The 22691-nt window shown below is 73.3% G+C and carries 20 protein-coding genes; 10 read left to right on the plus strand and 10 right to left on the minus strand.

What is annotated here, in order from left to right; translation table 11 throughout:
* Window positions 1–9: 9 nt before the first annotated feature.
* Together ACH4G3_RS02035 and ACH4G3_RS02040 are read left to right on the plus strand one after the other, a co-directional pair.
* Window positions 10–870 carry an ABC transporter permease gene (locus ACH4G3_RS02035; RefSeq protein WP_397622622.1) on the plus strand — a complete coding sequence of 287 codons (861 nt, stop codon included), beginning with the start codon at window positions 10–12 and terminating at the stop codon, window positions 868–870.
* The gene (locus tag ACH4G3_RS02040) at window positions 867–2483 is read left to right on the plus strand and encodes an ABC transporter ATP-binding protein (RefSeq protein ID WP_397622623.1); all 1617 of its coding nucleotides are present in this window, start codon (window positions 867–869) and stop codon (window positions 2481–2483) included. The genes ACH4G3_RS02035 and ACH4G3_RS02040 overlap by 4 nt, the downstream gene beginning before the upstream one ends.
* A gap of 3 nt (window positions 2484–2486) precedes the next feature.
* On the opposite strand, the gene ACH4G3_RS02045 is transcribed toward ACH4G3_RS02040, so the two are convergent.
* The 4 genes from ACH4G3_RS02045 to ACH4G3_RS02060 all read right to left on the minus strand — a co-directional run bounded on the left by ACH4G3_RS02045 (window position 2487) and on the right by ACH4G3_RS02060 (window position 6541).
* Window positions 2487–3509 (minus strand): lysylphosphatidylglycerol synthase transmembrane domain-containing protein, encoded by a 1023-nt coding sequence (locus tag ACH4G3_RS02045; RefSeq protein WP_397622624.1) that lies wholly within the window; start codon window positions 3507–3509, stop codon window positions 2487–2489.
* Window positions 3510–4037: 528 nt separating this feature from the next.
* A complete protein-coding gene (locus ACH4G3_RS02050; protein WP_397622625.1) occupies window positions 4038–4766 on the minus strand; it encodes an FAD:protein FMN transferase in 729 nt (242 codons plus the stop codon).
* A 4-nt stretch (window positions 4767–4770) separates the two neighbouring features.
* Window positions 4771–5181 carry an FMN-binding protein gene (locus tag ACH4G3_RS02055; protein WP_397622626.1) on the minus strand — a complete coding sequence of 137 codons (411 nt, stop codon included), beginning with the start codon at window positions 5179–5181 and terminating at the stop codon, window positions 4771–4773.
* A 19-nt stretch (window positions 5182–5200) separates the two neighbouring features.
* Window positions 5201–6541 carry a ferredoxin reductase family protein gene (locus ACH4G3_RS02060; protein WP_397622627.1) on the minus strand — a complete coding sequence of 447 codons (1341 nt, stop codon included), beginning with the start codon at window positions 6539–6541 and terminating at the stop codon, window positions 5201–5203.
* Between the two features lie 152 nt (window positions 6542–6693).
* On the opposite strand from ACH4G3_RS02060, the gene ACH4G3_RS02065 reads away from it, so the two are divergent.
* From ACH4G3_RS02065 to ACH4G3_RS02090, 6 genes are all read left to right on the plus strand, one after another.
* On the plus strand, window positions 6694–7392 hold the full coding sequence (locus ACH4G3_RS02065) for a response regulator transcription factor (RefSeq protein ID WP_397622628.1): 699 nt from the start codon (window positions 6694–6696) through the stop codon (window positions 7390–7392).
* The gene (locus ACH4G3_RS02070; protein WP_397622629.1) at window positions 7389–8870 is read left to right on the plus strand and encodes a sensor histidine kinase; all 1482 of its coding nucleotides are present in this window, start codon (window positions 7389–7391) and stop codon (window positions 8868–8870) included. The genes ACH4G3_RS02065 and ACH4G3_RS02070 overlap by 4 nt, the downstream gene beginning before the upstream one ends.
* 78 nt (window positions 8871–8948) lie before the next feature.
* Window positions 8949–10070 carry an ABC transporter ATP-binding protein gene (locus ACH4G3_RS02075; protein ID WP_397622630.1) on the plus strand — a complete coding sequence of 374 codons (1122 nt, stop codon included), beginning with the start codon at window positions 8949–8951 and terminating at the stop codon, window positions 10068–10070.
* Window positions 10067–10765: an ABC transporter permease gene (locus ACH4G3_RS02080; RefSeq protein WP_354743245.1), complete on the plus strand. Its 699-nt coding sequence runs from the start codon at window positions 10067–10069 to the stop codon at window positions 10763–10765. The genes ACH4G3_RS02075 and ACH4G3_RS02080 overlap by 4 nt, the downstream gene beginning before the upstream one ends.
* On the plus strand, window positions 10762–11427 hold the full coding sequence (locus ACH4G3_RS02085; RefSeq protein ID WP_397622631.1) for an ABC transporter permease: 666 nt from the start codon (window positions 10762–10764) through the stop codon (window positions 11425–11427). Before ACH4G3_RS02080 ends, ACH4G3_RS02085 begins: the two co-directional genes overlap by 4 nt.
* Window positions 11428–11520: 93 nt before the next feature.
* Window positions 11521–12480 (plus strand): ABC transporter substrate-binding protein, encoded by a 960-nt coding sequence (locus ACH4G3_RS02090; RefSeq protein WP_397622632.1) that lies wholly within the window; start codon window positions 11521–11523, stop codon window positions 12478–12480.
* Window positions 12481–12517: 37 nt separating this feature from the next.
* On the opposite strand, the gene ACH4G3_RS02095 is transcribed toward ACH4G3_RS02090, so the two are convergent.
* The 5 genes from ACH4G3_RS02095 to ACH4G3_RS02115 form a co-directional block, all read right to left on the minus strand.
* Window positions 12518–13102, minus strand: a complete 585-nt coding sequence (locus ACH4G3_RS02095; protein WP_397622633.1) for a GTP-binding protein — start codon at window positions 13100–13102, stop codon at window positions 12518–12520.
* Window positions 13089–13448, minus strand: coding sequence for a DUF742 domain-containing protein (locus ACH4G3_RS02100; RefSeq protein WP_354743251.1), 360 nt, complete (start codon window positions 13446–13448; stop codon window positions 13089–13091). Before ACH4G3_RS02100 ends, ACH4G3_RS02095 begins: the two co-directional genes overlap by 14 nt.
* Before the next feature lies 1 nt (window position 13449).
* A complete protein-coding gene (locus ACH4G3_RS02105; RefSeq protein WP_020271575.1) occupies window positions 13450–13881 on the minus strand; it encodes a roadblock/LC7 domain-containing protein in 432 nt (143 codons plus the stop codon).
* Between the two features lie 14 nt (window positions 13882–13895).
* Window positions 13896–16298, minus strand: a complete 2403-nt coding sequence (locus tag ACH4G3_RS02110) for a sensor histidine kinase (RefSeq protein ID WP_397622634.1) — start codon at window positions 16296–16298, stop codon at window positions 13896–13898.
* A 201-nt stretch (window positions 16299–16499) separates the two neighbouring features.
* Window positions 16500–17510: a substrate-binding domain-containing protein gene (locus ACH4G3_RS02115; protein WP_397622635.1), complete on the minus strand. Its 1011-nt coding sequence runs from the start codon at window positions 17508–17510 to the stop codon at window positions 16500–16502.
* Between the two features lie 336 nt (window positions 17511–17846).
* On the opposite strand from ACH4G3_RS02115, the gene ACH4G3_RS02120 reads away from it, so the two are divergent.
* On the plus strand, window positions 17847–18194 hold the full coding sequence (locus tag ACH4G3_RS02120; protein WP_020271572.1) for an ArsR/SmtB family transcription factor: 348 nt from the start codon (window positions 17847–17849) through the stop codon (window positions 18192–18194).
* Window positions 18184–21090 (plus strand): HAD-IC family P-type ATPase, encoded by a 2907-nt coding sequence (locus tag ACH4G3_RS02125; RefSeq protein WP_397622636.1) that lies wholly within the window; start codon window positions 18184–18186, stop codon window positions 21088–21090. Before ACH4G3_RS02120 ends, ACH4G3_RS02125 begins: the two co-directional genes overlap by 11 nt.
* Here ACH4G3_RS02125 and ACH4G3_RS02130 read toward each other — a convergent pair.
* Window positions 21081–22619 carry an LCP family protein gene (locus ACH4G3_RS02130; RefSeq protein WP_397623358.1) on the minus strand — a complete coding sequence of 513 codons (1539 nt, stop codon included), beginning with the start codon at window positions 22617–22619 and terminating at the stop codon, window positions 21081–21083. The genes ACH4G3_RS02125 and ACH4G3_RS02130 overlap by 10 nt on opposite strands.
* Between the last annotated feature and the right edge of the window lie 72 nt (window positions 22620–22691).

The following is a 22691-nucleotide window of genomic DNA, read 5'->3' on the forward strand; positions in this document are numbered from 1 at the left end:
AGGCCGGACGTGACCCCGGTCCTCGATGCCATCGAGCCGGCTCCGGCCGCGCGGGTGGGGCGGGCCCGCCTCCGGGTCGCCGTGCGGGTGCTGCCCGCTCTGCTGCTCACCGCCCTCGCCCTGGCCGGACCCTGGCTCGCCCCGCACGCCATCGACGCCCCCGTTGCCGCGCCCTACGCGGAACCCGGCGGCGGTGCCCCGCTCGGCGGCGACCAGCTCGGCCGGGACGTCCTCAGCCGGCTCCTCGCCGGAGGGCGCGAACTCGTCGTCACCTCCCTGCTCGTGGCCGTCCTGGTGACCGCCCTGGCCGCCGTCCTCGGCGCGGTCAGCGCCCTGCGCCCGGCCGTAGGGCGGATCGTGGAACGCACCTGCGACGTGCTGATGCTGCTGCCCGCCGTGCTCGGCATCCTCCTCGTCACCCTCTCCTGGCCGGACGGCGGACGGCTCGCCGTCGTCACCGCCTCCGTCGTCCTCGGCGTGCCCTACGCGGTGCGTCTCGTGGCCGGCGCGGCGGCGCCCGTGGCCGCCTCGGGCTACGTGGAGGCGGCGTCCGTCGGCGGCGAACGCCTGTGGTACCTCGTGGCCCGGGAGGTGCTGCCCAACCTGCGGGCCACCCTCCTCGCCCTGTTCGGACTGCGTTTCGTCGCCGCCGTCTACCTCGTCGCCACCGCCGGTTTCCTCCAGGTCGGGCCGCAACCCCCGGCCGCGGACTGGGCGTTGATGATCCGGGAGAACTCCGGCGGCATCCTCCTCAACCCCTGGGCCGTCCTGGCCCCCAGCGTCGCCGTGGGCCTGCTCGCCATGAGCGTCAACCTCGCGGCCGCCGCCCTCGTCCCCGCGACCGGCCGGAAGGCGGTGCCCACGCTGTGAACCAGCACTGGACCTCGCAGAGCGACGCGGCGGAGGGAGAGCACACGGTACGGATCCACGGACTGACCGTCTCCGCCCCCGGCGGCCGCCTCCTGCTGGACCGGGCCGGCCTGGAACTGGCCCCCGGCCGTGTCACGGCTGTCGTCGGTCCCTCCGGCTGCGGCAAGACGACACTGCTGCGGGCCGTGACCGGTGCGCTGCCCCCGGGCACCGAGCGCACCGCGGGCACCGTCACCGTCCTCGGCCAGGACCCGCTCACCCTGCCCGCGCCCGCGCTGCGCGCCCTGCGCCGCGACCGGCTCGCCTACGTCGCCCAGGACCCGGGCTCCGCCCTCAACCCGCGTATGAAGGTGCGCCGTCTGCTCGCCGAGGTCGCCGTCGACACGAGCCCCGAGGCGATCCTCGGGCAGCTCGACGAGGTGCGGCTGCCCACCGGCGACGGACTGCCGGACCGCCGGATCGGCGCGCTGTCCGGCGGCCAGCAGCGGCGCGTGGCGCTCGCCCGCGCGCTGGCCCGCCGCCCCGCCGTCCTGCTTCTCGACGAGCCCACCGCCGGACTCGACCCCGCACTGCGCGACGAGATCGCCGACCTGCTGCGCCACCTCGCCGCACGGCACCGGATCGCCGTAGCCCTGTCCTGCCATGACACCGACCTGGTCACCCGGCTCGCCGACGACGTCGTGGACCTGACGGGCACGAGTCCCCGGCCGATCGCACCCGTCCGCCCGCCTTCCGACGGACCGGCGGCCTCGACGGGGCCCGGGGCCGACGGGGCGTCATCCGTGGCAGGGGCGGACGCCGTCCGGCCGTCGGAACGGGACGCGTCGCCGTCCCCTCGTGGGGCCGCACCCGGCCGGGGCGCGCCCCTGCTCACCGCGACCGGCCTCCAGGCCGCCCACAGCCACCGCGGCCGGCGCGTCCCCGTGCTGCACGGCATCGATCTCGGACTCGCCGCCGGGAGCAGCCTGGGGGTCGTCGGGGTCTCCGGCTCGGGCAAGACGACCCTGCTGCGCGCCCTCGTCGGGCTGCACCGGCCCACGGCCGGCACGGTCAGCCTGCACGGCACGCCGCTCGCCCCCGGCGCCTCCCGCCGCTCCCGCGACCAGCGCCGCCGCCTCCAGCTGGTGCCGCAGGACCCGCTCGGCACCCTCAACCCGGGCCGCACGGTCGGGGCCGCCCTGCGGCGCCCGCTGCTGCTGCACCGCCGCACCGGCCGCGCGGAGGCTCCCGCCCGGGTGCGGGAACTGCTGGAGCAGGTCGGCCTGCCCGCGACGGCCGCCGACCGCTACCCCCACGAGCTGTCCGGCGGGCAGCGCCAGCGCGTCGCCATCGCGCGGGCCCTGGCCGCCGACCCCGACGTGCTGTTCTGCGACGAGGTCACCTCCGCGCTCGACGCGGAGACGGCCGTCGCCGTGATGGACCTGCTGACGGAGCTGCGGGACCGGCGCGGCCTGGCCCTGGTGCTCGTCAGCCACGACCTCCGGCTGGTCGCCGACCGGACCGACGAGCTGATCGTCATGTCCGGGGGCCGGGTGGCCGAAGCCGGCCCCACGCGGCTGCTGCTCGGGTCTCCGGAGGGGCTCACCAGCCCCTCGGCGGCGGGGGCCGAGTAGCCGTCAGAGCACCTTGCGGTGCAGCAGGGCCGACAGCACGAGGGCGCCCGGCAGCAGCGGCAGCCACACCGTCAGGACGCGGTAGCCGATGACGGTGGCCGTGGCCGTGCCCACGGGCGCCCCGAACGCGGCCATGGTGAAGACCAGCGCCGCGTCCACGGGGCCGATCCCGCCGGGCGCGGGCACGGCCCCGACCGCGGTGCCGGCCACCATCAGCGCGAGGACCACCTGCGCCCAGGACAGCGGCAGCCCGAGCGAGAACCCGACCGTGGCGATCACACTGCCCTGGAGCAGCGGGGTGGCCGCGGCACCGCCCCACAGGGCGAGCACGCGGCCGGGGCGGGTGTGCAGCTCGCGGGCGTCGGTCAGGGCGGTGCGCAGGAAGCCGAGGACGGGGCGGCGCAGTGCCCGTACGGTCACCAGGAGCACGGCGGCCGCGGTGAGCGCGAGCACGGCACCGCCCGCCGCCAGGAGCAGCGTGCGGTCGTCGGGGACGAGCGCGCCGAGCCGCAGGACGTCCGGGAACGCCACCAGGAACACCAGCAGCACCAGCGTCCGGGCGACCGGCTTGACCAGGGAGTACAGGGCGAGCGACGCGGTGGCCCGGGGGAGGGCGATGCCGCGGCGCTGCAGGAAGCGCAGCGTCACGGCGTGCGCGCCGAGGCCGGCCGGCAGCACCTGGTTCGCGGCACCGGCGGCGAACTGCGAGGCCACCAGCAGGCCGGGCGGCAGCCGCTCCGGCAGGGCGCCCTGCCGGACGCAGGCGGCGGCCACCCAGGTCAGGCAGGTGAACACCAACGCGGCGAGCAGCCACCACGGGTCGGCGGAGGCCAGCCGCGCGGCCCCGTCGTACGCGGCCCGCCGGTCGACCAGGGCCCACACCCCGATCAGCATCAGGGGGAGCAGGACCAGGGCCGGGCGGACGAGGCGGAAGAGGAGGGCGGCGGCGCGGGAGCGGCGCGGGGCGGCGGGGCAGGGGGCGGCGGGGAGCGGTGCGGGGAGTGTTTCGAGCTGGAGCTGGGACACGGCGTACGTCGTCCTTCCGCGTCGCGCCCCGGGGACAGGGCGGAGGCAGGGCGAGGCAAGGGGACGGCGGAAACGTGCCCGTCCGGTGTGACGCCCCGGTGTCCGCCAGAAAAAGCGACAGGGGCGGGAGAACGACACGGCCGGATCCGGCCGATCGCGTCACACGACTCGCCCTCCCGCACACGCGTGCGCCACCACCTCCCGCCACCCCGCGCGGCCTGCGCCGCCATCGCCGGACCGGGGATCCCTGCACGGCCCTGCGCCGCCATCGCCGGACCGGGGATCCCTGCACGGCCCTGCGCCGCCATCGCCGGACCGGGGGATCCCCGCATGGCCCTGCGCCGCCATCGCCGGACCGGGGGATCCCCGCATGGCCCTGCGCCGCCATCGCCGGACCGGGGAATCCCCGCATGGCCCTGCGCCGCCATCGCCCCACCGGGGAATCCCCGCACGGCCCTGCGCCGCCATCGCCCCACCGGGGAATCCCCGCACGGCCCTGCGCCGCCACCGCGGGGACCCCCTCACGGTCTACGCCGCCATCGCCCCCACCACCGGGAACCCGGGACTGCGCAGGACCCGCCGCTCCGTGTCCACCGCGAACACCTCGCAGTGCTTCCGGGCCGCCGCCCACCGCACCCCCTCCGCGCCGAGGGCGAACGCCGCCGTGGCGACCGAGTCCGCCTCGGTCAGGGTCGGAGCCACGACGGTCATGCTCAGCAGGCCGGTCGCCGGGCGGCCCGTGCGGGCGTCGAGGATGTGGTCGCCGCGTTCGTAGCGGGCGGAGGTGGCGACGGCCCGGTCGGTGAGGTCCAGGACCGTGCAGAGCCGGTCGGCGTGTTCGGGGTGGCGTACGCCGACGCGCCAAGGGCCGCCGGAGGCGATCACGTCGCCGCCCGCGTTGAGGCAGAAGCGCCGCGCCCCGGCCGCCGACAGCAGCTCCGCTCCCTTCTGCACCGACCAGCCCTTCACCACGGCGCAGGGGTCGAGGCCGCGGCCGGGCAGCCGGACGTCGAAGGCGCCCCCGGTCGCGATCCGGAACTCCTCGCACAGGTCCAGGACCTCCCGGAGCGCCGGACTGGGGTCCGGGACCTCCCCTCGGTCCAGCCGGGACACCTCGCTGTCCCGGCGGAACGGGCTGAACCGCGCGTCGACCTCGCGCAGCCAGGCGAAGAAGCCGTCCACCGGTGCCTCGGGGAAGCCCTCGTCGTCGATCCGCACCGACACGGGGAATCCCATGACGTGCTCGACGCGCCGCATGCCGTCAGCCCCTCGCGTCGATCGCGGCCTGGAGCGACTCCTTGTAGCCGTCGCTGGTGATCGTGGCACCGGACACCGTGTCGATGTCGGCGCTCTGCGCCTGGAGCGTCTCCTCGATCAGCTTGGGCACGGCGGCCGTGGTCTGCGGATGGTTCGGCTGCTGGAGCATCCGCACCGAGGCGATCCTGTCGCCGGAGAAGGTGACCTCGACCTGCACCGGGCCCTTCTCGGTGTCGAGCTTCGAGCCCGCGACGACCGTGGTCGTCGTGCCGCCCGACGATGAGACCGAGGGTGTCGACGCGGGCGCGGCGGCCTCCGTGGCGGACGACGACCCCGTGTCCTGCGACGGCGTGTACCGCCAGAGCGGGATCAGGCCCGCGACGCTCAGGACGAGGACGGGTATGGCTCGCTTCACGGTGTTCTCCTCGTTCCCGTCAGCCGGCCAGGCTGAAGCGCTCGAAGTGGGTCTGCGTCCTGGGCACGCCCAGCTCGCGCAGGCTGCCGAGCACCGCGTTCATCATCGGCGGCGGGCCGCACAGGTACACGTCCCGGCCGGTGATGTCCGGCACCAGACGCGCGAGTTCCTGCGGCGCCAGCCGGTCGGGCACGGCCGGCCCGGTGACCAGGTGCAGCTCGGCGCCCTTGGCGAGGGCGAGTTCGCGCAGTTCGTCGTAGAGGACGGCGTCCCGGTCCGTGGCCACCCGGTAGATCACGACCGCGTGGCCGTGCAGTTCCTCCAGCAGGGCCCGGATCGGGGTGACACCGACGCCACCGGCGATGAGCAGGGCGTCCGGGCGGGTGCGGTGCAGGGTGGTGAAGGCGCCGTAGGGGCCCTCGGCGAACACCCGCGTGCCGACCTTCAGGTGCCGCAGGGCCGCGCTGCCGTCGCCCGCCCGCTTGACGGTCAGGCGCAGGGTACGGCCGTCCGGTGCGGCGGACAGCGAGAACGGGTTCGCCTGCCACCAGCGGTCCTTCGTCAGGAACCGCCACAGGAAGAACTGTCCCGCCCGGGCGGGCAGCCGGTCCAGGTCGCGGCCCGTGACGTAGACCGAGACCACGTCGTCGTTCTCGGGGACGACGGCCGTGACCCGGAGCCGGTGGCGGAGGTTGCGCCACAGCGGCAGGACCAGCCGGCCCGTGAACACCGAGGCGAGGGCCACGCCCCACACGCCGTACCAGTACGTCTCCGCCACGGCCGACGAGGTGAACGTCGTGCCCGCCGCGACCTGGTGCGTGAACGCCAGCACCACCGCGACGTAGGTGTACAGGTGGATGAAGTGCCAGGTCTCGTACGCCAGCCGGCGCCGGGCGTAGCGGGCCGAGACCGCGCCGACCACGATGATGATCGCCAGGGCGGCGATCGCGCGCAGCACTCCCTCGACGGTCTCCGCGAGATCCACCAGCTGGTTCACCGGGTCCAGGGACGAGGACTGCGCGTAGCCGAAGACGATGAACACGGCGTGCGCCAGCAGCAGCCACAGCACCGAGAAGCCCGTCCAGCGGTGCCAGGACGTCAGCCGGTCCATGCCGATCCGCCGGTCGAACCACGGCAGCCGCGCCACCAGCAGCAGCTGGAACGCCATGAGCAGCGCCCCGTACAGCCCCGCCAGCCGCCCCAGCACGATCAGTGTGTTCGAGGCGAAACCGGCCTGGACGAAGAAGACGGCCACCACGACCGCGTTGGCCAGCAGCACCGCGTACAGGCCGGTGCGGCCCACCACTCTCGGGCGCACGCCCGGCCGGGTCGCCGCGGGGGGTTCTTGGAGGGTCGTCACGATCGGCAGCTCCTTGATCGGATCCTGGGACACCGAGCTTGGCGCGGGGGAGCTGTCGGAATACTGTCGCTCAACTTTCAAGTGTTTATCGATCCGGCGGCGAAGGGACGAGCGGCTATGGGGGCACGGGACACGTGAAGCACTATGAGCGGGTGGAAAAAGTACGACTCCTCGTCGTCGACGACGACCCGCCCATCGCCGACCTCGTCGCGACCGTCGCCCGCTACGAGGGCTGGGAAGCGGTCACGGCGTACTCCGGCGAGGACGCGCTGCAGCGGGCCGCCGAGTTCCACCCGGACATCGTCGTGCTCGACCTGATGCTGCCCGGCGTCGACGGCTTCGGCGTCCTCGACCGGCTGCGCGCCTCCGGCACGATGGTGCCGGTGGTGTTCCTCACCGCCCGCGACGGCGTCGCCGACCGGGTCGCGGGCCTGACCCGGGGCGGCGACGACTACCTGGTCAAGCCGTTCGCCGTGGAGGAGCTGATGGCCCGGCTGCGCACCGTGCTGCGGCGCAGCGCCGGCCCCGCCTTCCAGCGGTCCGTGCTCCAGGTCGGCGACCTGACCATGGACGAGGACACCCGCGAGGTGCGGCGCGGCGAGAAGCTGCTCTCGCTCACCCCGACCGAGTACGAGGTGCTGCGCTACCTGATGCGCAGGTCGCCCACCGTGCTCACCAAGGCGCAGATCCTCGACCACGTGTGGGAGTACGGCTTCGGCGGCCGCTCCAACGTCGTCGAGCTGGTCATCAGCCGGCTGCGCCGCAAGCTCGACGAGACGGACGAGAGCGGCGCGCCGCTGATCCACACCGTGCGGGGATTCGGGTACGTCGTGCGGCAGGCCTCCGAGTGATCGCCCGGCTGCGGCGGGCCTACCGCGGGATGCGCCTGGGCACCCGGCTGGCCCTGGGCCTCGGCGCCCTGGCGCTGGTCGTGTTCGCCGTCGTCGGCACGGCCCTCACCACGTACATGCGCGACTACCTGTCGGCCCAGCTCGACACCCAGCTGGCGCAGGCCCAGATCGCCCAGTCCAAGAGCATCGCGGACTACGGCACGCTCTCGGGCAAGAAGTACTACAGCTGGTTCTACGCCGTGTACGACGTCTCCAAGGGCACGCCCGAGCTCCGCAGGCCCGAGGACCCCGCCGACCTGCCCGAGGACGTCGACGACTTCACCGCCCTGGCCTCGGCGCAGAGCGTCGCGCACACGGAGGTGCTGCGCACCGAGCACCTCAAGGGCGCGGGCACCTACCGGCTGCGCGCCTGCGAGGTCGAGCCCGGGGTGGTCCTGGTCAGCGCCGCGCCCATGGAGGACATCGAGGACACGGTCGGGCAGCTCATCACCATCCAGGTCGTCACCTTCGCTCTCGCCCTGCTCGCGCTGGTGGTCTTCGGCCGCCGCATGCTGCGCCGCGGGCTGAAGCCGCTCAGCGACATGGCGTCCACCGCGCACGGCATCGCCTCGCACGACCTGACCGAGTCGGCGGCCCGGCTGCCGCTGCGCGCCGACGGCCGGGACGGCGGCCCGGAGGTGGACGAGCTGCGCACCGCCTTCAACACCATGCTGGAGCACATCGACGACTCCCTCGCCGTGCGCGCCGAGGCCGAGCAGCGGCTGCGCCGGTTCGTCGCGGACGCCTCGCACGAGCTGCGCACCCCGCTGATGTCGGTACGCGGCTACGCCGACCTGTTCCAGTACGCAGCCGCCAACGCCCCCGAGGAACGCGACCGGCACCTGGCCCGGCTGCGCGCCGAGGCCGCCCGGATGGGCATCCTCCTGGACGACCTGCTGCTGCTCGCCCGGCTGGACGCGGCGGAGGTGGAGGCGCCGCTGCGGTGCGAGGACGCCGACCTGGTGGAGCTGGTCCGGCAAGCCGCCGACGCCTTCCGGGCCAGCCGGCCGGACCACCCGCTGACGGTGGCCGCCGGCCCGGGGGCGATCGAGGTGCGCCTGGACCCGCAGCGCGTCCGGCAGGTCCTGGACAACCTGCTCGCCAACGCCGCCGTGCACACCCCGCCCGGCACCCCGGTGTCCGTGGGCGTCACCGTCGCCTCCGGCACAGCCCTGGTCCGGATCGCCGACGCGGGCCCCGGCATCCCGCCCGAGGACCAGGAGCGCGTCTTCGACCGCTTCTACCGCGTCGACAAGGCCCGCAGCCGCGACCGCGGCGGCAGCGGCCTCGGCCTGGCGGTCGCCCACTCCCTGGTCCGGGCCCACGGCGGCCGCATCGAGCTGAACAGCGAACCCGGGGCGACGGTGTTCACCGTGCGGCTGCCGCTGGACGGGGCGGGGCTCCCCGCCGCCCCGGGGCCGGAAACGACCGCGGTCTAGACTCGACCGGCAACAGCCCGTACGACCAGCCCGTACGACCACGGCCAAAGTCTCCGCCAACCGAAGGGCCCCGGCGTCTTGATACGGATCGATTCAGTCACCAAGCGCTACCCGGACGGCACGGTGGCGGTCGACCGGCTCTCGCTGGAGATACCCGACCGCTCCATCACCGTCCTCGTCGGACCGTCGGGCTGCGGCAAGACGACCACGCTGCGGATGATCAACAGAATGGTCGAGCCGAGTGAGGGAACGATCCTCCTCGACGGCGAGGACATCCAGCGGCAGCCCGTCACCACCCTGCGCAGGTCCATGGGTTACGTCATCCAGAACGCCGGCCTCTTCCAGCACCGCACGATCGTCGACAACATCGCGACCGTCCCCCGCATGCTCGGCTGGGGCAAGCAGAAGGCCCGGGCGCGGGCCGCGGAGCTGATGGAGCGGGTCGGGCTCGACGCCGCGCTCGCCAAGCGGTACCCCTACCAGCTGTCCGGCGGCCAGCAGCAGCGCGTCGGCGTGGCCCGGGCCCTCGCCGCCGACCCGCCGGTGCTGCTCATGGACGAGCCGTTCTCGGCGGTCGACCCGGTGGTGCGCAAGGGTCTCCAGGACGAACTGCTGCGCATCCAGGACGAGTTGGGCAAGACCATCGTCTTCGTCACCCATGACATCGACGAGGCGATCAAGCTCGGCACGATGGTCGCCGTGATGCGCACCGGCGGCCACCTCGCCCAGTACGCGCCCCCGGCCGAGCTGCTGTCCAGCCCCGCCGACGCCTTCGTCGAGGACTTCCTGGGCGGCGACCGCGGCATCCGGCGGCTGTCGTTCTTCCCGTCCACCCGGCTCGAGTTGACGAGCGACCCGGTGATCCCGCTGGACGCCACCGCCGAGCAGATCGCCGCCCCCGACGCCCCCTACCTCCTGGTCACCGACGCGGACGGCAGGCCGCTCGGCTGGAGCGAACCGCGGGACCTGGTCGCGGGGGACATCCGGCCGGACCGGCTGCTGTCCCACGGACGGCCGTTCGTGCCCGGCACCGACTCGCTGCGGGTCGCCCTCGACTGCGCGGTGCTGTCGCCGACCGGCTGGGCCGTCGCCGTGGACACCGGCGGGCGGGTGACCGGAGTCGTCTCGCAGGCGACCATCGGCGAGGCGATCCGCAGCGCCCACGCGGCGGGACTCGACGACGAGAAGGTCGCCGGATGAGCGAGTTCCTCCACGACTTCTTCGACATGCCGAGCGACCTCCAGCACAGCTGGATCGGGCTGGTCGGACTGCACTTGAGAGAGGCCCTGCTGCCGGTCGCGGCCGGACTGCTCCTGGCACTGCCGATCGCCCAGCTCTGCATCCGCTTCCGCTGGCTCTACCCGCCCGTCCTCGGCGTCACGACCGTGCTGTACGCCGTCCCGTCGCTGGCGTTCTTCGTCGTCCTCATCAACTACACCGGGCAGACCGAGCTCACCGTGATGATCCCGCTGGCCGTGTACAGCCTGGTGGTGCTCGTCCCGGCGATCGTCGACGGGGTGCGCTCGGTGCCGCAGGAGACTCTGTCCGCGGCCACCGCCATGGGCTTCGGGCCCGTACGGCGGTACTTCCAGGTGCAGTTGCCGATCGCGGTCCCGGCGATCATCGCCGGCCTGCGGGTGGCGACCGTGTCGAGCATCTCCCTCGTCAGCGTCGGCATGCTGATCGGCAACCAGGGCGCGCTCGGCAACCTGCTCCACGACGCGCAGATCTACAACCGGCCCGAACTGACCTGGAACTCCGTGATCACCACGGCCCTCCTGGCGATCCTCGTCGACGCCCTGCTGGTCCTCGTGCGCGTGCTGCTGACGCCCTGGATGCCCAGCGGCTCGGCCGGTCGCAAGCAGGCGCCCGCCCTCAAGGACGCAGCCCGGTGAACGTACTCAACTTCGTCAACGCCTTCTTCAGCGACAGCGCCCACTGGCAGGGCTACGACGGCATCCCGGCCCGCCTCGCGGAACACGTGCGGTACACCCTGGAGGCGCTCGCCCTCGCCGCCGCGATCGGACTGCCGATCGGCCTGGTCACCGGTCACTACGGGCGCGGCGGGAACGCCCTGTCCCTGGTCGCCACCGCCGGGCGGGCCCTGCCCAGCTTCGGCCTGCTGGTGCTGATGACGACCCTGCTGGGGTTCGGGATGCTGCCCGTGATGATCCCGCTGGTCGTCCTGGCCGTCCCGCCGATCCTGGTCACCACCTACGAGGCGATGCGGTCCGTCGACCCCTCGCCGGTGGACGCCGCCCGAGGCATGGGCATGCACGAGTCCCGGATCCTCTTCCAGGTCGAACTGCCGGTCGCGCTGCCGCTGATCCTGAGCGGCCTGCGCTCGGCGGCCATCCAGATCGTGTCGACGGCGACCATCGCCGCGTACGTCAGCCTGGGCGGCCTCGGGCGGTACATCGTCGACGGCCTCTACCAGCGCAACTACGAGAAGGTGGTGGGCGGCGCGACGCTGGTCGCCTTCCTGGCGCTGGTCACGCTCGCGCTGTTCTGGGCGGTGGCGCGGGTGGCGGTGTCGCCGGGCGTGCGCAGGAGTTGAGAGCCCGGGTTGCCGTGGTTTGTCGCACATCGACGCCGATTGGTAATCAGGCTGCTCTTGACTGACCGATTATCGGCTGGCTTGGATCAATGGGTGATTACTACGGCGAAGAGCAGCACCCGGTCCATCACCAGGCACCCCGGCACGGCCGCGGTCGCGCTCGCCGCGGCGGCGGCTCTGCTCGGAGGCTGTTCCTCCGGCGGCACCTCCGAGGACCCGCTCAAGGGCGGCGGAGCGGAGAGCGGCACCGTCGTGGTCGGCTCCAACAACTTCGCCGAGAGCATCCTGCTCGCCGACATCTACGGCGAGGCCCTCAAGGCCAAGGGCATCAAGGTCACCTACAAGCCCAACATCGGCAGCCGTGAGACCACGTACGGTCTGATGAAGAACGGCGCCATCACCCTGCTGCCGGAGTACAACGGCTCCCTGCTGGCGTACCTCGACGCCAAGGCCAAGCCGAAGACGGTCGAGGAGACCACGACCGCGATCAACGGCAAGCTCGACTCCAAGCTGGAGCTGCTGAAGCCGTCGGCCGCGCAGAACAAGGACTCCGTGACCCTGAACGCGGAGACCGCGAAGAAGTACAAGCTCACCTCCGACTCCTCCATCGGGGAGCTCAAGGACGTCGCCAAGGACCTGGTCTTCGGCGGCTCACCGGAGTTCCAGACCCGGCACCAGGGCCTGGCGGGCCTGAAGTCGGTGTACGGCCTGGAGTTCAAGTCCTTCAAGTCCCTCGACGCGGGCGGGCCGCTGACCCAGGCGGCGCTGAAGAAGAACACCGTGCAGGCCGCGGACGTCTTCACCACCGACCCGACCATCGCCCGGGAGAAGTTCGTCGTCCTGAAGGACCCGGAGAACCTCTTCGGTTTCCAGAACGTGCAGCCGCTGGTCCGCAAGGGCGAGCTGTCCAAGGAGGGCGTCGAGGCGCTCGACGCGGTCTCGGCCAAGCTCGACACGAAGACGCTCCTCGAACTGGACGCGCAGGTGCAGCTGGAGAAGAAGGACCCGCTGGACGTGGCCAAGGCATGGCTGAAGTCGGCCGGCCTGAACTGACCCTTCGACCGGGGGGTGTCCGGAGCACGGACACCCCCTAGGCCTGCACCGCCGTCGCGATGAGCTGGTCGAGCAGGGCGATCAGCACGTCCCGGCACGACTCCCTGTCGCGCGCGTCGCACAGCAGCACCTGCACGTGCTCCGGGACCGCGAGCGCGTCCCGGATGTCCTCGGGTGGATACGGGTGTTCCCCGTGGAAGCCGTTGACCCCGACGACGAACGGGATGTCCCGGCGTTCGAAGAAGTCGATCGCGGCGAAGCTGGACTCGGGTCTGCGGACGTCGACCAGGACCACGGCACCGAGCGCGCCCAGGGCCAGGTCGTTCCACATGAACCAGAACCGCTGCTGCCCCGGCGTACCGAACAGGTACAGCACCAGGTCCCGGCTGATGGTGATCCGGCCGAAGTCCAGGGCCACGGTGGTGGCCCGTTTCTCCTCGATACCGTCCAGGTCGTCGACGCCCAGCCCTGCCATGGTCAGGGGTTCCTCGGTGCGCAGCGGGGCGATCTCGCTGACCGACCCGACCATCGTGGTCTTGCCCACGCCGAAGCCGCCGGCGATGAGGATCTTGACCGTGTCGGGTGCCGAGGACGCGTCGGTTTCGACGTCAGAGCCGGCCAAGGCCGTCCCTCACTTTCTTCAGCAGGTCCAGGTCCGGAGTGGTACGGGAAACCGGGCGCGGCGGACGGACGGTGATCCGGCCCGCCTCCAGCAGGTCGCAGAGCAGGATGACGACCACGCTCACCGGCAAGTCGAGCCGGGCGGCCAGCTCCGCCACGGCCATCGGCTCGGCGCACAGCCGGAGGATCCGGGTGTGCTCGGGCTGGCACCGGGCCGCCGCGGCGGGCTGGGGATCGACCGCGGTCACCGTCGCGATGAGCGTGAAGTCGGCGCGGCTGGGCCGGGTCCGGCCACCGGTCAGCGCGAACGGCCGTACGAGCCGTCCCGCCGAGTCGCCTCCGCCCACCTCACACGCCGGGGTCGACGACGGGCCCGGCCATGCCCCGCGGTGCCGCGCTGAGGTGCTCGCCGATCTTCTTCACCAGCATGTTCATCTGGTACGCCACCACACCGACGTCCGCGCCCGGCCCGGTCAGCACGACCAGGTGGGCGCCGGGACCGGCGGAGGTGAGGATCAGATAGCTGTTGGCCATCTCGATGAGCGCCTGGCGCACCGGACCACCCCGGAAGTCCATGCTGACGCCCTTGCTGAGGCTCATCAGGCCGGACGCGGTCGCCGCGAGCCGCTCGGCGTCGTCGCGCAGGAATCCGGTGGACTTGCTGACCACCAGGCCGTCCTCGGACAGCACCACGGCCTGGTTCACGTCGGCGACGCGCTCCACGAGTCCGGTCAGCAGCTGGTCGAGCTGGGTGTGCGTGGCGGGGATGGGGCGTGTCATTGCGGTGTCCTTCGTCAGCGGTCGGCGGGCGGAGTCGAGGGGACGGGGTCGGCGGCGGCCAGCCGGGGTGCCGCGGCCGCGCCCTCGTCGTACGGCGGCTCGGCGTCGTCGTCACGGGCCCGGAGCGTGCCGCGCTGGAAGCCGGCCAGGGAGGAGGCGGCGGCTTCCGCGGTGAAGTCGTCGGGGGATCCGTCGTCCTCGGCGGGCGCGGACTCCTCGCGCAGTTCCTCCACCAGGCTGGTCTGCGGTACCCGGCGGGGGAGCGGGGCGAGTCCGTCCCGGCGGGGGATGACCTCGCGGGCGGCGGACACGGCGGCAGGGACGGCTGCGGTGGTGGCGGTGGCGGTGGCGGTCCGGGCCGAGGTGAGGGGCCGGGGCTCGCGGGCGGTCCCGGCGGCACCCTCCGGCTCCCCGGCGGCCACGGCGTTGCCGCCGTTGTCGGCGGTCTTGGCGGTCTTGGCGTCCATCGGGCTCTGCCCGTTCGCCGGGATCTCCCGCACCACGATGTCGTGCGGTATCAGCACGATCGCCGTGGTCCCGCCGTACGGCGAGGCGCGCAGGGTGACGGTGATGCCGTGCCGGTGGGCCAGCTGGGCTATCACGAACATGCCGAGCCGCAGGTCGTCGGCGAGCGCCACCACGTCGAACTGCGGGGGGACCGCGAGCTGTTCGTTGAAGGACGTGTAGTCCTCCTCCGACATGCCGAGGCCGCGGTCCTCGACCTCGACGGCCAGGCCCTTGGCGACCATCCCGGCCCGCACCGTGACGGGGCTCGGGGCGGGCGAGTAGGCGGTCGCGTTGTCGATGAGCTCGGCCAGCAGATGGATGACGTCGGCCACCGCGGGCGGCGCGACGAACACCTCCTCCTCGGTGTGCACCTCCACCCGCTGGTACTCGGCGACCTCGCCGACCGCACTGCGCAGGATGTCGATCAGCGCGACCGGCTCGGTCCAGCTGCGGCCGGGCCGTTCGCCGCTGACGATGACGAGGTTCTCCTCGTAGCGGCGCAACTGGCTGGCCGTGGAGTCCAGTTCGTACAGACCCTTGAGGATGTCGGGATCGGTGTGCTCGCGTTCCAGTGTGTCGAGCCGGCTGAGCTGGAGGTTGACCAGGTTCTGGCTCTGCCGGGCGATGCCCAGGATGACCTTCTGGAAGCCGCGCCGGGTGTCGGCGAGTTCGACCGCGGTGTGCACGGCCGTGCGCTGGGCGGTGTTGAACGCCTGCGCCACCTGGCCGAGTTCGTCGTGCCCGTAGTCCAGCGGTGTCGTCGCGGACTCCGGGTCGACCGTCTCGCCCCGGTCGAGGCGGGCCACCACGTCGGGCAGCCGCTCCTGCGCGAGGCTGACGGCGGCCCGGCGCAGGCCGCGCAGCCGACGGGACAGCGAGCGGGTGATCCGCCAGGACATGCCGACGCACACCAGCAGCGCGAGCAGCCCGCCGGCGCTCAGGATCCCCGCCTTGATCAGCAGCGCGTCCGCCTTGTCGGCGCTGCGTTCGAGCAGGCCCGTCGTCTGCCGCTGGATCAGGCTCGCGTAGTGCTCGGACAGTTTGTCCATGGCGGCGTTCCACCGCTTCTGGGTGTCCGGCAGGGCGATCCGGTCCGCGGTGGCGCCGGCGTTGCGGGCCGCCAGCACCTGGTCCTCGATGGACTGGAGCGTCTGCCACTCGGGGCTCGCCAGGATCCGCTCGGTCTGGGCCTTGGCGCTGCCGGTCAGCTGGGGCACCACCTGGTCCTTGACGAGCCAGCGCCGGGTGTTCACCAGCTCCGTGAACTGCACCCAGGCCTTGTCGTCGAGGTGCCCGGACGGCCAGGCCAGGGTCAGCTGCGCGTCCTCGCGGGAGACCAGTTCCGCCGCGTGCTCCAGGGCGACCAGCGGACCGGCCTGCGAGGTGAGGTCGCCGTCGTCGACCTGGGAGAGCTCCTGGAAGGCGTGGATCTGGTCGTCGATGATCGAGGAGTACTGGTCCAGCGCCTGCTGCGCGGTGATGTCGGTCGGGTGGTCCACCTGGTCGCGGTAGTACTCCAGGCTGCCCACCGAGCCCAGCACCGAGTACAGCCGGTCCGATATGCGGGAGGGCGCCCTCTCGATCGCGTCCGCCTGCCCGACCAGCTTCGCGACCGCCGCGTCGGTCTCCTCGCGCTGCGCGTCGAGAGCGGCCCGGGAGCCGTGCGGCGAGGCCAGCCAGGCCGCCGACAGGCTGCGTTCCCGCTGCAGGGCGAGTGTCGTGTCGGTGCCCATGGCACCGGTCGACCGGCTCAGCTCCGTCTGGTCACGCAGCCGAAGCCCCTCCGAGAACATCTGGATGGTCGTCACGCCCCACATGGCGGCGAGGGTGACGCTGGGCACCAGGGCCAGGAGCACCAGGGAGAGGCGTATGGATCCGAGGCGGCGCCGGGCACCTGTCCGTCGAGACATCGTCGTCCTAGGGCGATCAGCGGGGAGCGAGGAACGGGGAGGCGGAATGGGCGGGGCGGGGGGGTGGGGGTGGTGGACGGGCGCGGAGGGTTTCGTGTGCCGGTTACGGCACATGGGATGCGCAGGATGTTATCCGTACAAGTGACCGCAGGGCCCGGGCCTGACCGAATCTTTGGCGACACCGTCACAGGAAGTGTCCGGTCACCGGGTCCCGGCGGCGGCGAACCGCGCCACCGCGGAGACGTTGGACCTGGTCACGAACGCGGGTCCGGTGAGCACCGGGGCCGCCCCGCCGCCGCTGACGTTGCCGTTGGTCCGGTACAGCCACAGGGCGTCCACCGCGAGGTATCCCTGGAGGTAGGGCTGCTGGTCCACGGCGAACTGCACCTTGCCGTCCTGGACGGCCTTGACCAGGTCCTTGTTGAGGTCGAAGGTGGCGACCTTGGCTCTGCTGCCGGCCTGTTCGACGGCGTCGACCGCGCTGAGCCCGTACTGGGCGCCCAGGGTGACGACCTCGTCGATGCTGGAGTCCTGCCGCAGCCGGGACGCGATCGTGGCGGTCACCGCCTTCATGTCGGTGCCGTCCACGTACACGTTGTCGGTCTCGCCGTCGAACGTCTTCCGCACGCCGGCGCAGCGGGCCTCCAGCGCGACGTTGCCCCGCTCGTGCACGACGCACAGGGCGTGCTTGGCCCTGACCTCGTCCAGCTTGTCGCCGACGGCCCGGCCGGCGACGGACTCGTCCTGGCCGAAGTACTCCAGCAGGCCCGCCGGCCGCCAGGCGTCGATACCGGAGTTGAGCCCGACGACGGGGATGCCGGCCGCCTTGGCCTGGGCGATCGGGCCCCGCATCGCCGCCGGTTTGGCGAGCGTCACCGCGATGCCGTCGACCTTGTCGCGGACCGCGTTCCGCACCAGCGTGGCCTGTGCGGCCGCGTCGGCGTCGCTGGCGTACGTCAGGTCGATGCCGTCCTTGGCGGCCGCCGTCTCGGCGCCCCTGCGCACCAGGTCCCAGAAGGCGTCGCCCTTGCCGCCGTGCGTGACCAGGGCGACCTTCATCCCGCCGCCCGGACCGCCCACCGGGTCCGCGTCCGGCCCGTCGTCACCCGCGCCGAGGACGGAGCAGCCGGCCACCAGCAGACACACGGCGGACACCAGCGCCGCGACACGGGTGAGTCTCGCGGAGGTGTGCGGCGGGGGAGGAGTGTTCATGAGGGGCGGACCTCGCTGTGCGGCCGAGCAAGAGCAGGATGAGAGCCGGGCGGACCGCAGTTGAGCACGGGCCGGATGACTCTCGTTGGCCCGGAGCCAACCGTGTGTGACCACCGGGCGTCAAGTGAGCGGCCACTTGCCGTGAGTTGGCGCTGCCGCATCGTGATGATCTGTCCGACGGGTCGAACATGGGAGGTCATCCCCATGATTTTCATACCGTCCGTGCGGTTCGGGCCCCGGCATCCCGCACCGAAAAGGCCTCCCGTGGCGGCTGCCGGGGCCGCCTAGACTGGTGCGGCTCGCAGGACGACGGAGGCGACGGAAGGGACGGCGACGGTGGCGGCAGCCGGCAGTGGCTTCGAGGACCCGCCCGCCGACGTGGTCGCCCAGGCGGCCGCGGCCTTCGGGCTGCTGGCCTCGCCCGCCCGGCTGCACATCGTCTGGGCGCTGGCCCAGGGCGAGAGCGACGTCACCGGGCTCGCCGAGCGGGTCGGTGGCGCGCTGCCCGCGGTCAGCCAGCACCTCACCAAGCTGAAGCTGGCCGGACTCGTCGGCTCCCGCCGCGAGGGCCGCCGGCAGGTGTACTACGTCGACGACCCCGACGTCGTCGACGTCGTACGGCTCCTGGTGGGCCGCCTCACCGACCGCGCCGCGCCGCCGCGCCGCCGCCTCCATGGCCTCTGAGACCGCCGACGGCACCACCCTGGAGGTGCTGCGGCGGCTGGAGTCGGGGCCCCGGGGACTGACCGAGACCGAGGCCGCGGCCAGGCTGCTCAGTCACGGCGAGAACACCCTGCCGGACCGGCGCACGCCGTCCTGGCCCCGCCGGTGCGCGCACGCCCTGCGCGACCCCTTCACCGCCGTCCTGCTCTGTCTCGGCCTGGTGTCCGCCGCCGTCGCCTCCTGGGGCACCGCCGTCGTCATCCTCGCCCTGGTCGCGGTCAGCTGCGTGCTGCGCGCGAGCGGGGAGCACCGGGCCGACCGTTCCATGGCCGCCCTGCGCGAACTGGTCGCCGGCACGGCCACGGTGCTGCGGCGCGACGACGCCGGGGAGCCGCCCCGGGCCCGGGAGGTCCCGGTCACCGAGCTGGTTCCCGGCGATGTGCTGCGCCTAGGCCCCGGGGACCTGATAGCGGCGGACGTGAGACTGCTCCGGGCCCGGGGGCTCGCCGTGTACCAGGGGGCCCTGACCGGGGAGTCGGCGCCGGTGGGCAAGACGGCGGAGGAGGTACCCGGCGAGGGCGCGGCGGACGGTGGGCCCGGGGGCGACGGGGCGGACGGGTCCGGGCCGGTGCGTTTGTCCGGTGGTGACGTGTCCTCGTCTGCGGTCGGGGCGGGGGGCGGGTCGGGAGCCGCCGCGGGGTCCGGTGGTGACGTGCCCTCGCCCGCGGTCGGGGCGAGGGGCCGGCCGGCAGCCGCCGCGGAGTCCGGTGGTGACGTGCTTTCGTCCGCGGTCGGGGCGAGGGGCGGGTCGGGAGCCGCCGCGGAGTCCGGTGGTGACGTGTCCTCGTCCGCGGTCGGGGCGAGGGGCCGGCCGGAAGCCGCCGCCGAGCCCGGTGGTGACGTGCTTTCGTCCGCGGTCGGGGTGACGGGTCGGTCCGAAGCCCCCGCCCGCGGGTCCGAAGCGCCCGGCGGCAACCCCTTCGAGGCGCCCCACCTGTGTTTCCAGGGGAGTGCTGTCGCCCGGGGCACCGCCACCGCCGTCGTGGTCGCGACCGGGGACGGCACCCGGTTCGCCGCCGCTCACCGGCAGCCGGCCGCACGCCGGGAGGGCGGTGCCTTCGACCGGTCCGTGCACGGCATCTCCTGGGTGCTGATCCGCTTCATGCTGCTGACGCCGCCCCTCGTCCTGATGGCGAACGCCGCGCTGCGCGGACGCGGCCTGGAGACCCTGCCCTTCGCCGTCGCGGTCGCCGTCGGGCTGACGCCCGAGATGCTGCCGGTGATCGTCACCGCCTGTCTGGCCCGGGGCGCCGCCCTGCTCGCCCGTACCCACGGCGTCATCGTCAAACGGCTGCCCGCGCTGCACGACCTGGGCGCCGTCGACGTGCTGTGCGTCGACAAGACCGGCACCCTCACCCAGGACCGGCCGGTCGTCGAACGCGCCCTCGACCCGGCAGGCCGCGACGACCCGGAGGTGCTGCGCTGGGCCGCCGTCGGCGCCTGGTGGACCCTGCAGCTCGCCGAACTGCCCGCGCCCGACGCCCTCGACGAGGCCCTGCTGGAGGCGGCCGGGCCGGTGGGCGAGGAGTACGACGGGGTGGACGCCGTGCCGTTCGACCCGGTACGGCGCTTCTCGACGGCGGTGGTGCGCGGCTCCCTCGGACGTCACACCGTCGTCGTCACCGGCGCCGCCGAGGCCGTGGTGGAGCGCTGCACGACGGAGCCCGGCGAGCGCGACCGGCTGCTGGCGTTCGCCGCCCGGGAGGCGGACGCCGGGCTGCGGGTGCTGGCCGTCGCCACGGCCGACCGCCGTGCCGGCGCGCCCGGGCCGCCCGACACGCGGGGCTTGACCTTCCGGGGCCTGGTGACCTTCCGGGACGCCCTCGCCCCGACCGCCGCCGAGGCCCTGCGCGACCTGGCCGACCGGGGCGTCACCGTGAAGGTCCTCACCGGCGACCATCCGGCCACCGCGGCCCGGGCCTGCCGGGAACTCGGTCTGGATCCCGGGGAGGTACGGACCGCCGCACAGCCGACAGACCCCGAGGCCGCCGGCGAGGCGACCGTCGTCGCCCGCTGCACCCCGCAGGACAAAGCCCGGATCGTCGCCGCCCTGCGCGCCGCCGGGCACACCGTCGGCTTCCTCGGCGACGGGGTGAACGACGTGGCCGCGCTGCGTGCCGCCGACGTAGGCCTCGCGCCCCGCTCCGCCGTCGGCGTGGCACGGGAGAGCGCCGACGTCGTCCTCGCCGAGAAGGACCTCAGGGCGATCGGCCACGCGATCACCGCAGGCCGGCACGCGAGCGGCAACATCGCCTCGTACCTGCGCGTCACGCTCTCCTCCAACCTGGGCAACGTCGTCGCGATGCTCGCAGCGGGCCTGCTCCTGCCTTTCCTGCCGATGCTCCCCGCCCAGGTGCTCGCCCAGAACCTGTGCTTCGACGCGGCCCAGCTCGCCTTCGCCCACGACCGCCCCGGCGCGGCGGCCCTGCGCGGTCCGGCCGTGCTGCGGCCACGCTCCTTCCTCCGGTTCGTCACCGGCTTCGGCCTGCTCAACGCGGTCGCCGACCTCGCCACCTTCGCCGTCCTCGCGTTCGCGCTCGACGGCCCCGACGCCGTCGACGACGAAGCCGTCTTCCACTCCGCCTGGTTCACCGAGAACCTGCTCACCCAGGCCCTGGTGATGCTGCTCCTGCGCACCGGCCGGCGTGACGAGGGAAGCCGTGCCCCCGGCCCGGTCGCTCTCGCGGCGGCCGGCCTCGCCGCCGTCGGCCTGCTGCTGCCGCCGAGCCCCCTCGGCACAGCCCTCGGCATGACGGCCCTGCCCGCCGCGTACTACCTCCTGCCGGCCGTCGTCCTCGGCCTGTACGCCCTGGCCCTGGCGGCGGCCCGGGCCCGGCAGGTGCGGCGTCAGCCGTAGGTGAGGTTCGAGCACGGGTTGTCGTCCGCGGACCGGGCCCCGTCGGCGACCTCCGACGGCACGGCGGTCGGAGCCGGGGACGCGGACGGGCTCGCCGCCGGGCTGTCGCTGTCCGCGTACGACTGTCCCAGCACGACACTGATTCCGCTGCCGGTCACGGGCTGGAGCTCCGCGCCAGGGAAGGCCGCCGCCACCGTCCGGGCACGGACCTCCAGGCCGGGGCCGTACTCGACCAGTGTCGTGGTGTGGTCCTGGGCGGACGCCGTCGCCGTGCCCGTGACGGTGAAGCCGTCCGCGGTGAGAACCGCGGTGGCGCGGGCGGCCAGTCCGGGGACCGAGGTGCCGTTGTAGACGGCGACGTCGATGCCCTCACCGGAGACCGGCGTGGGGGAGGGGGAAGCCTCGGAACCCGGAGTCCCGGTCCGCTTCCCGCCGGCGTTCTTGCCGTCGATCGTGCGGTCGGCCCTGAGCGCCGCCCACAGGTCGTCGGCGTCCGGCTGCACGATCGCGACCCGTGATCCCTCGTAGCGCCAGGGCAAGGTCACGAACTTGGTGTTGTGCAGGTCGATGTCCTTCAGCGACATCGCGAAGGCCATCAGCTTGTCGGCGGAGCCGAGGCCGGGGTCGACGGTCAGCGACTTCGTGGCGGCCTCGGCCAGCGGCAGCAGCCGCGTCGGCGTGAGGCCCTGGCTCTTCACCTGCTTCAGCAGGCTCGCCACGAACGCCTGCTGGCGCTTGATCCGGCCGATGTCGGAACCGTCGCCGATGCCGTGCCGGATCCGGACGTAGTCCAGTGCCTTCTGGCCCGCGACGGTCTGCTCGCCCTTGTGGAAGAGCAGCTTGCCCGGGGTGGTGAGGTGGGGGTTGAGGTCGTTCTCGTAGACGTCCTGCGGCAGGCACACCCTGACACCGCCCACCACGTCCGTCAGCCGGGCGAAGCCCTTGAAGTCCACGACGACGGTGTGGTCGACGCGCAGGCCGGTGAGCTGTTCGACCGTGTTCTGCGTGCAGGCGGGGTTGCCCTTGGCCGTCTGGCCGACCGAGTACGCCGCGTTGAACATCGTGTCCGGCTGGGCCTTCGTCCAGCTGCCGTCGGGCAGCTTGCACGGCGGGATGGTCACCAGGGTGTCGCGGGGGATGGAGACGGCGAGGGCGTGCCGGTGGTCGGCGTAGACGTGCAGCAGGAACGCGGTGTCGGAGCGGCCCACGTCGTCCTTGTCGCCGCCGCCCAGCGCCTCGTTGCCGCCGGTGCGCGTGTCGGAGCCGATGACCAGGACGTTCTCGCCCTGCGACGAGCCGGCCTCGGGGCGGTTGTCGGAGAGGCCGCCCGAGTCGAAGGTGCTGATGTCGCCGTCCAGCTTCAGGTAGAGCCAGCCGGCTCCGCCCGCGGCGAGCACGAGCAGGGCCAGACAGACGGCGAGACCGACCCGTATGCCACGGCCACGCCGGCGACCGCGCCGCCGCCTGTGGTCCCGCACGGCGGCCCTGTGCCGCGGCTGCTCCGTCCTCCGGTTGCTGGTGACCGTCATCGGCGTCTGCTTGCCTCTCACCCGGGGGTTGTACAGTTGCGCAATGTAGCAACTGTTGAAGAGAGGGAGGGC

The sequence above is a fragment of the Streptomyces afghaniensis genome (assembly GCF_044327915.1).
Classification (GTDB): domain Bacteria; phylum Actinomycetota; class Actinomycetes; order Streptomycetales; family Streptomycetaceae; genus Streptomyces; species Streptomyces afghaniensis.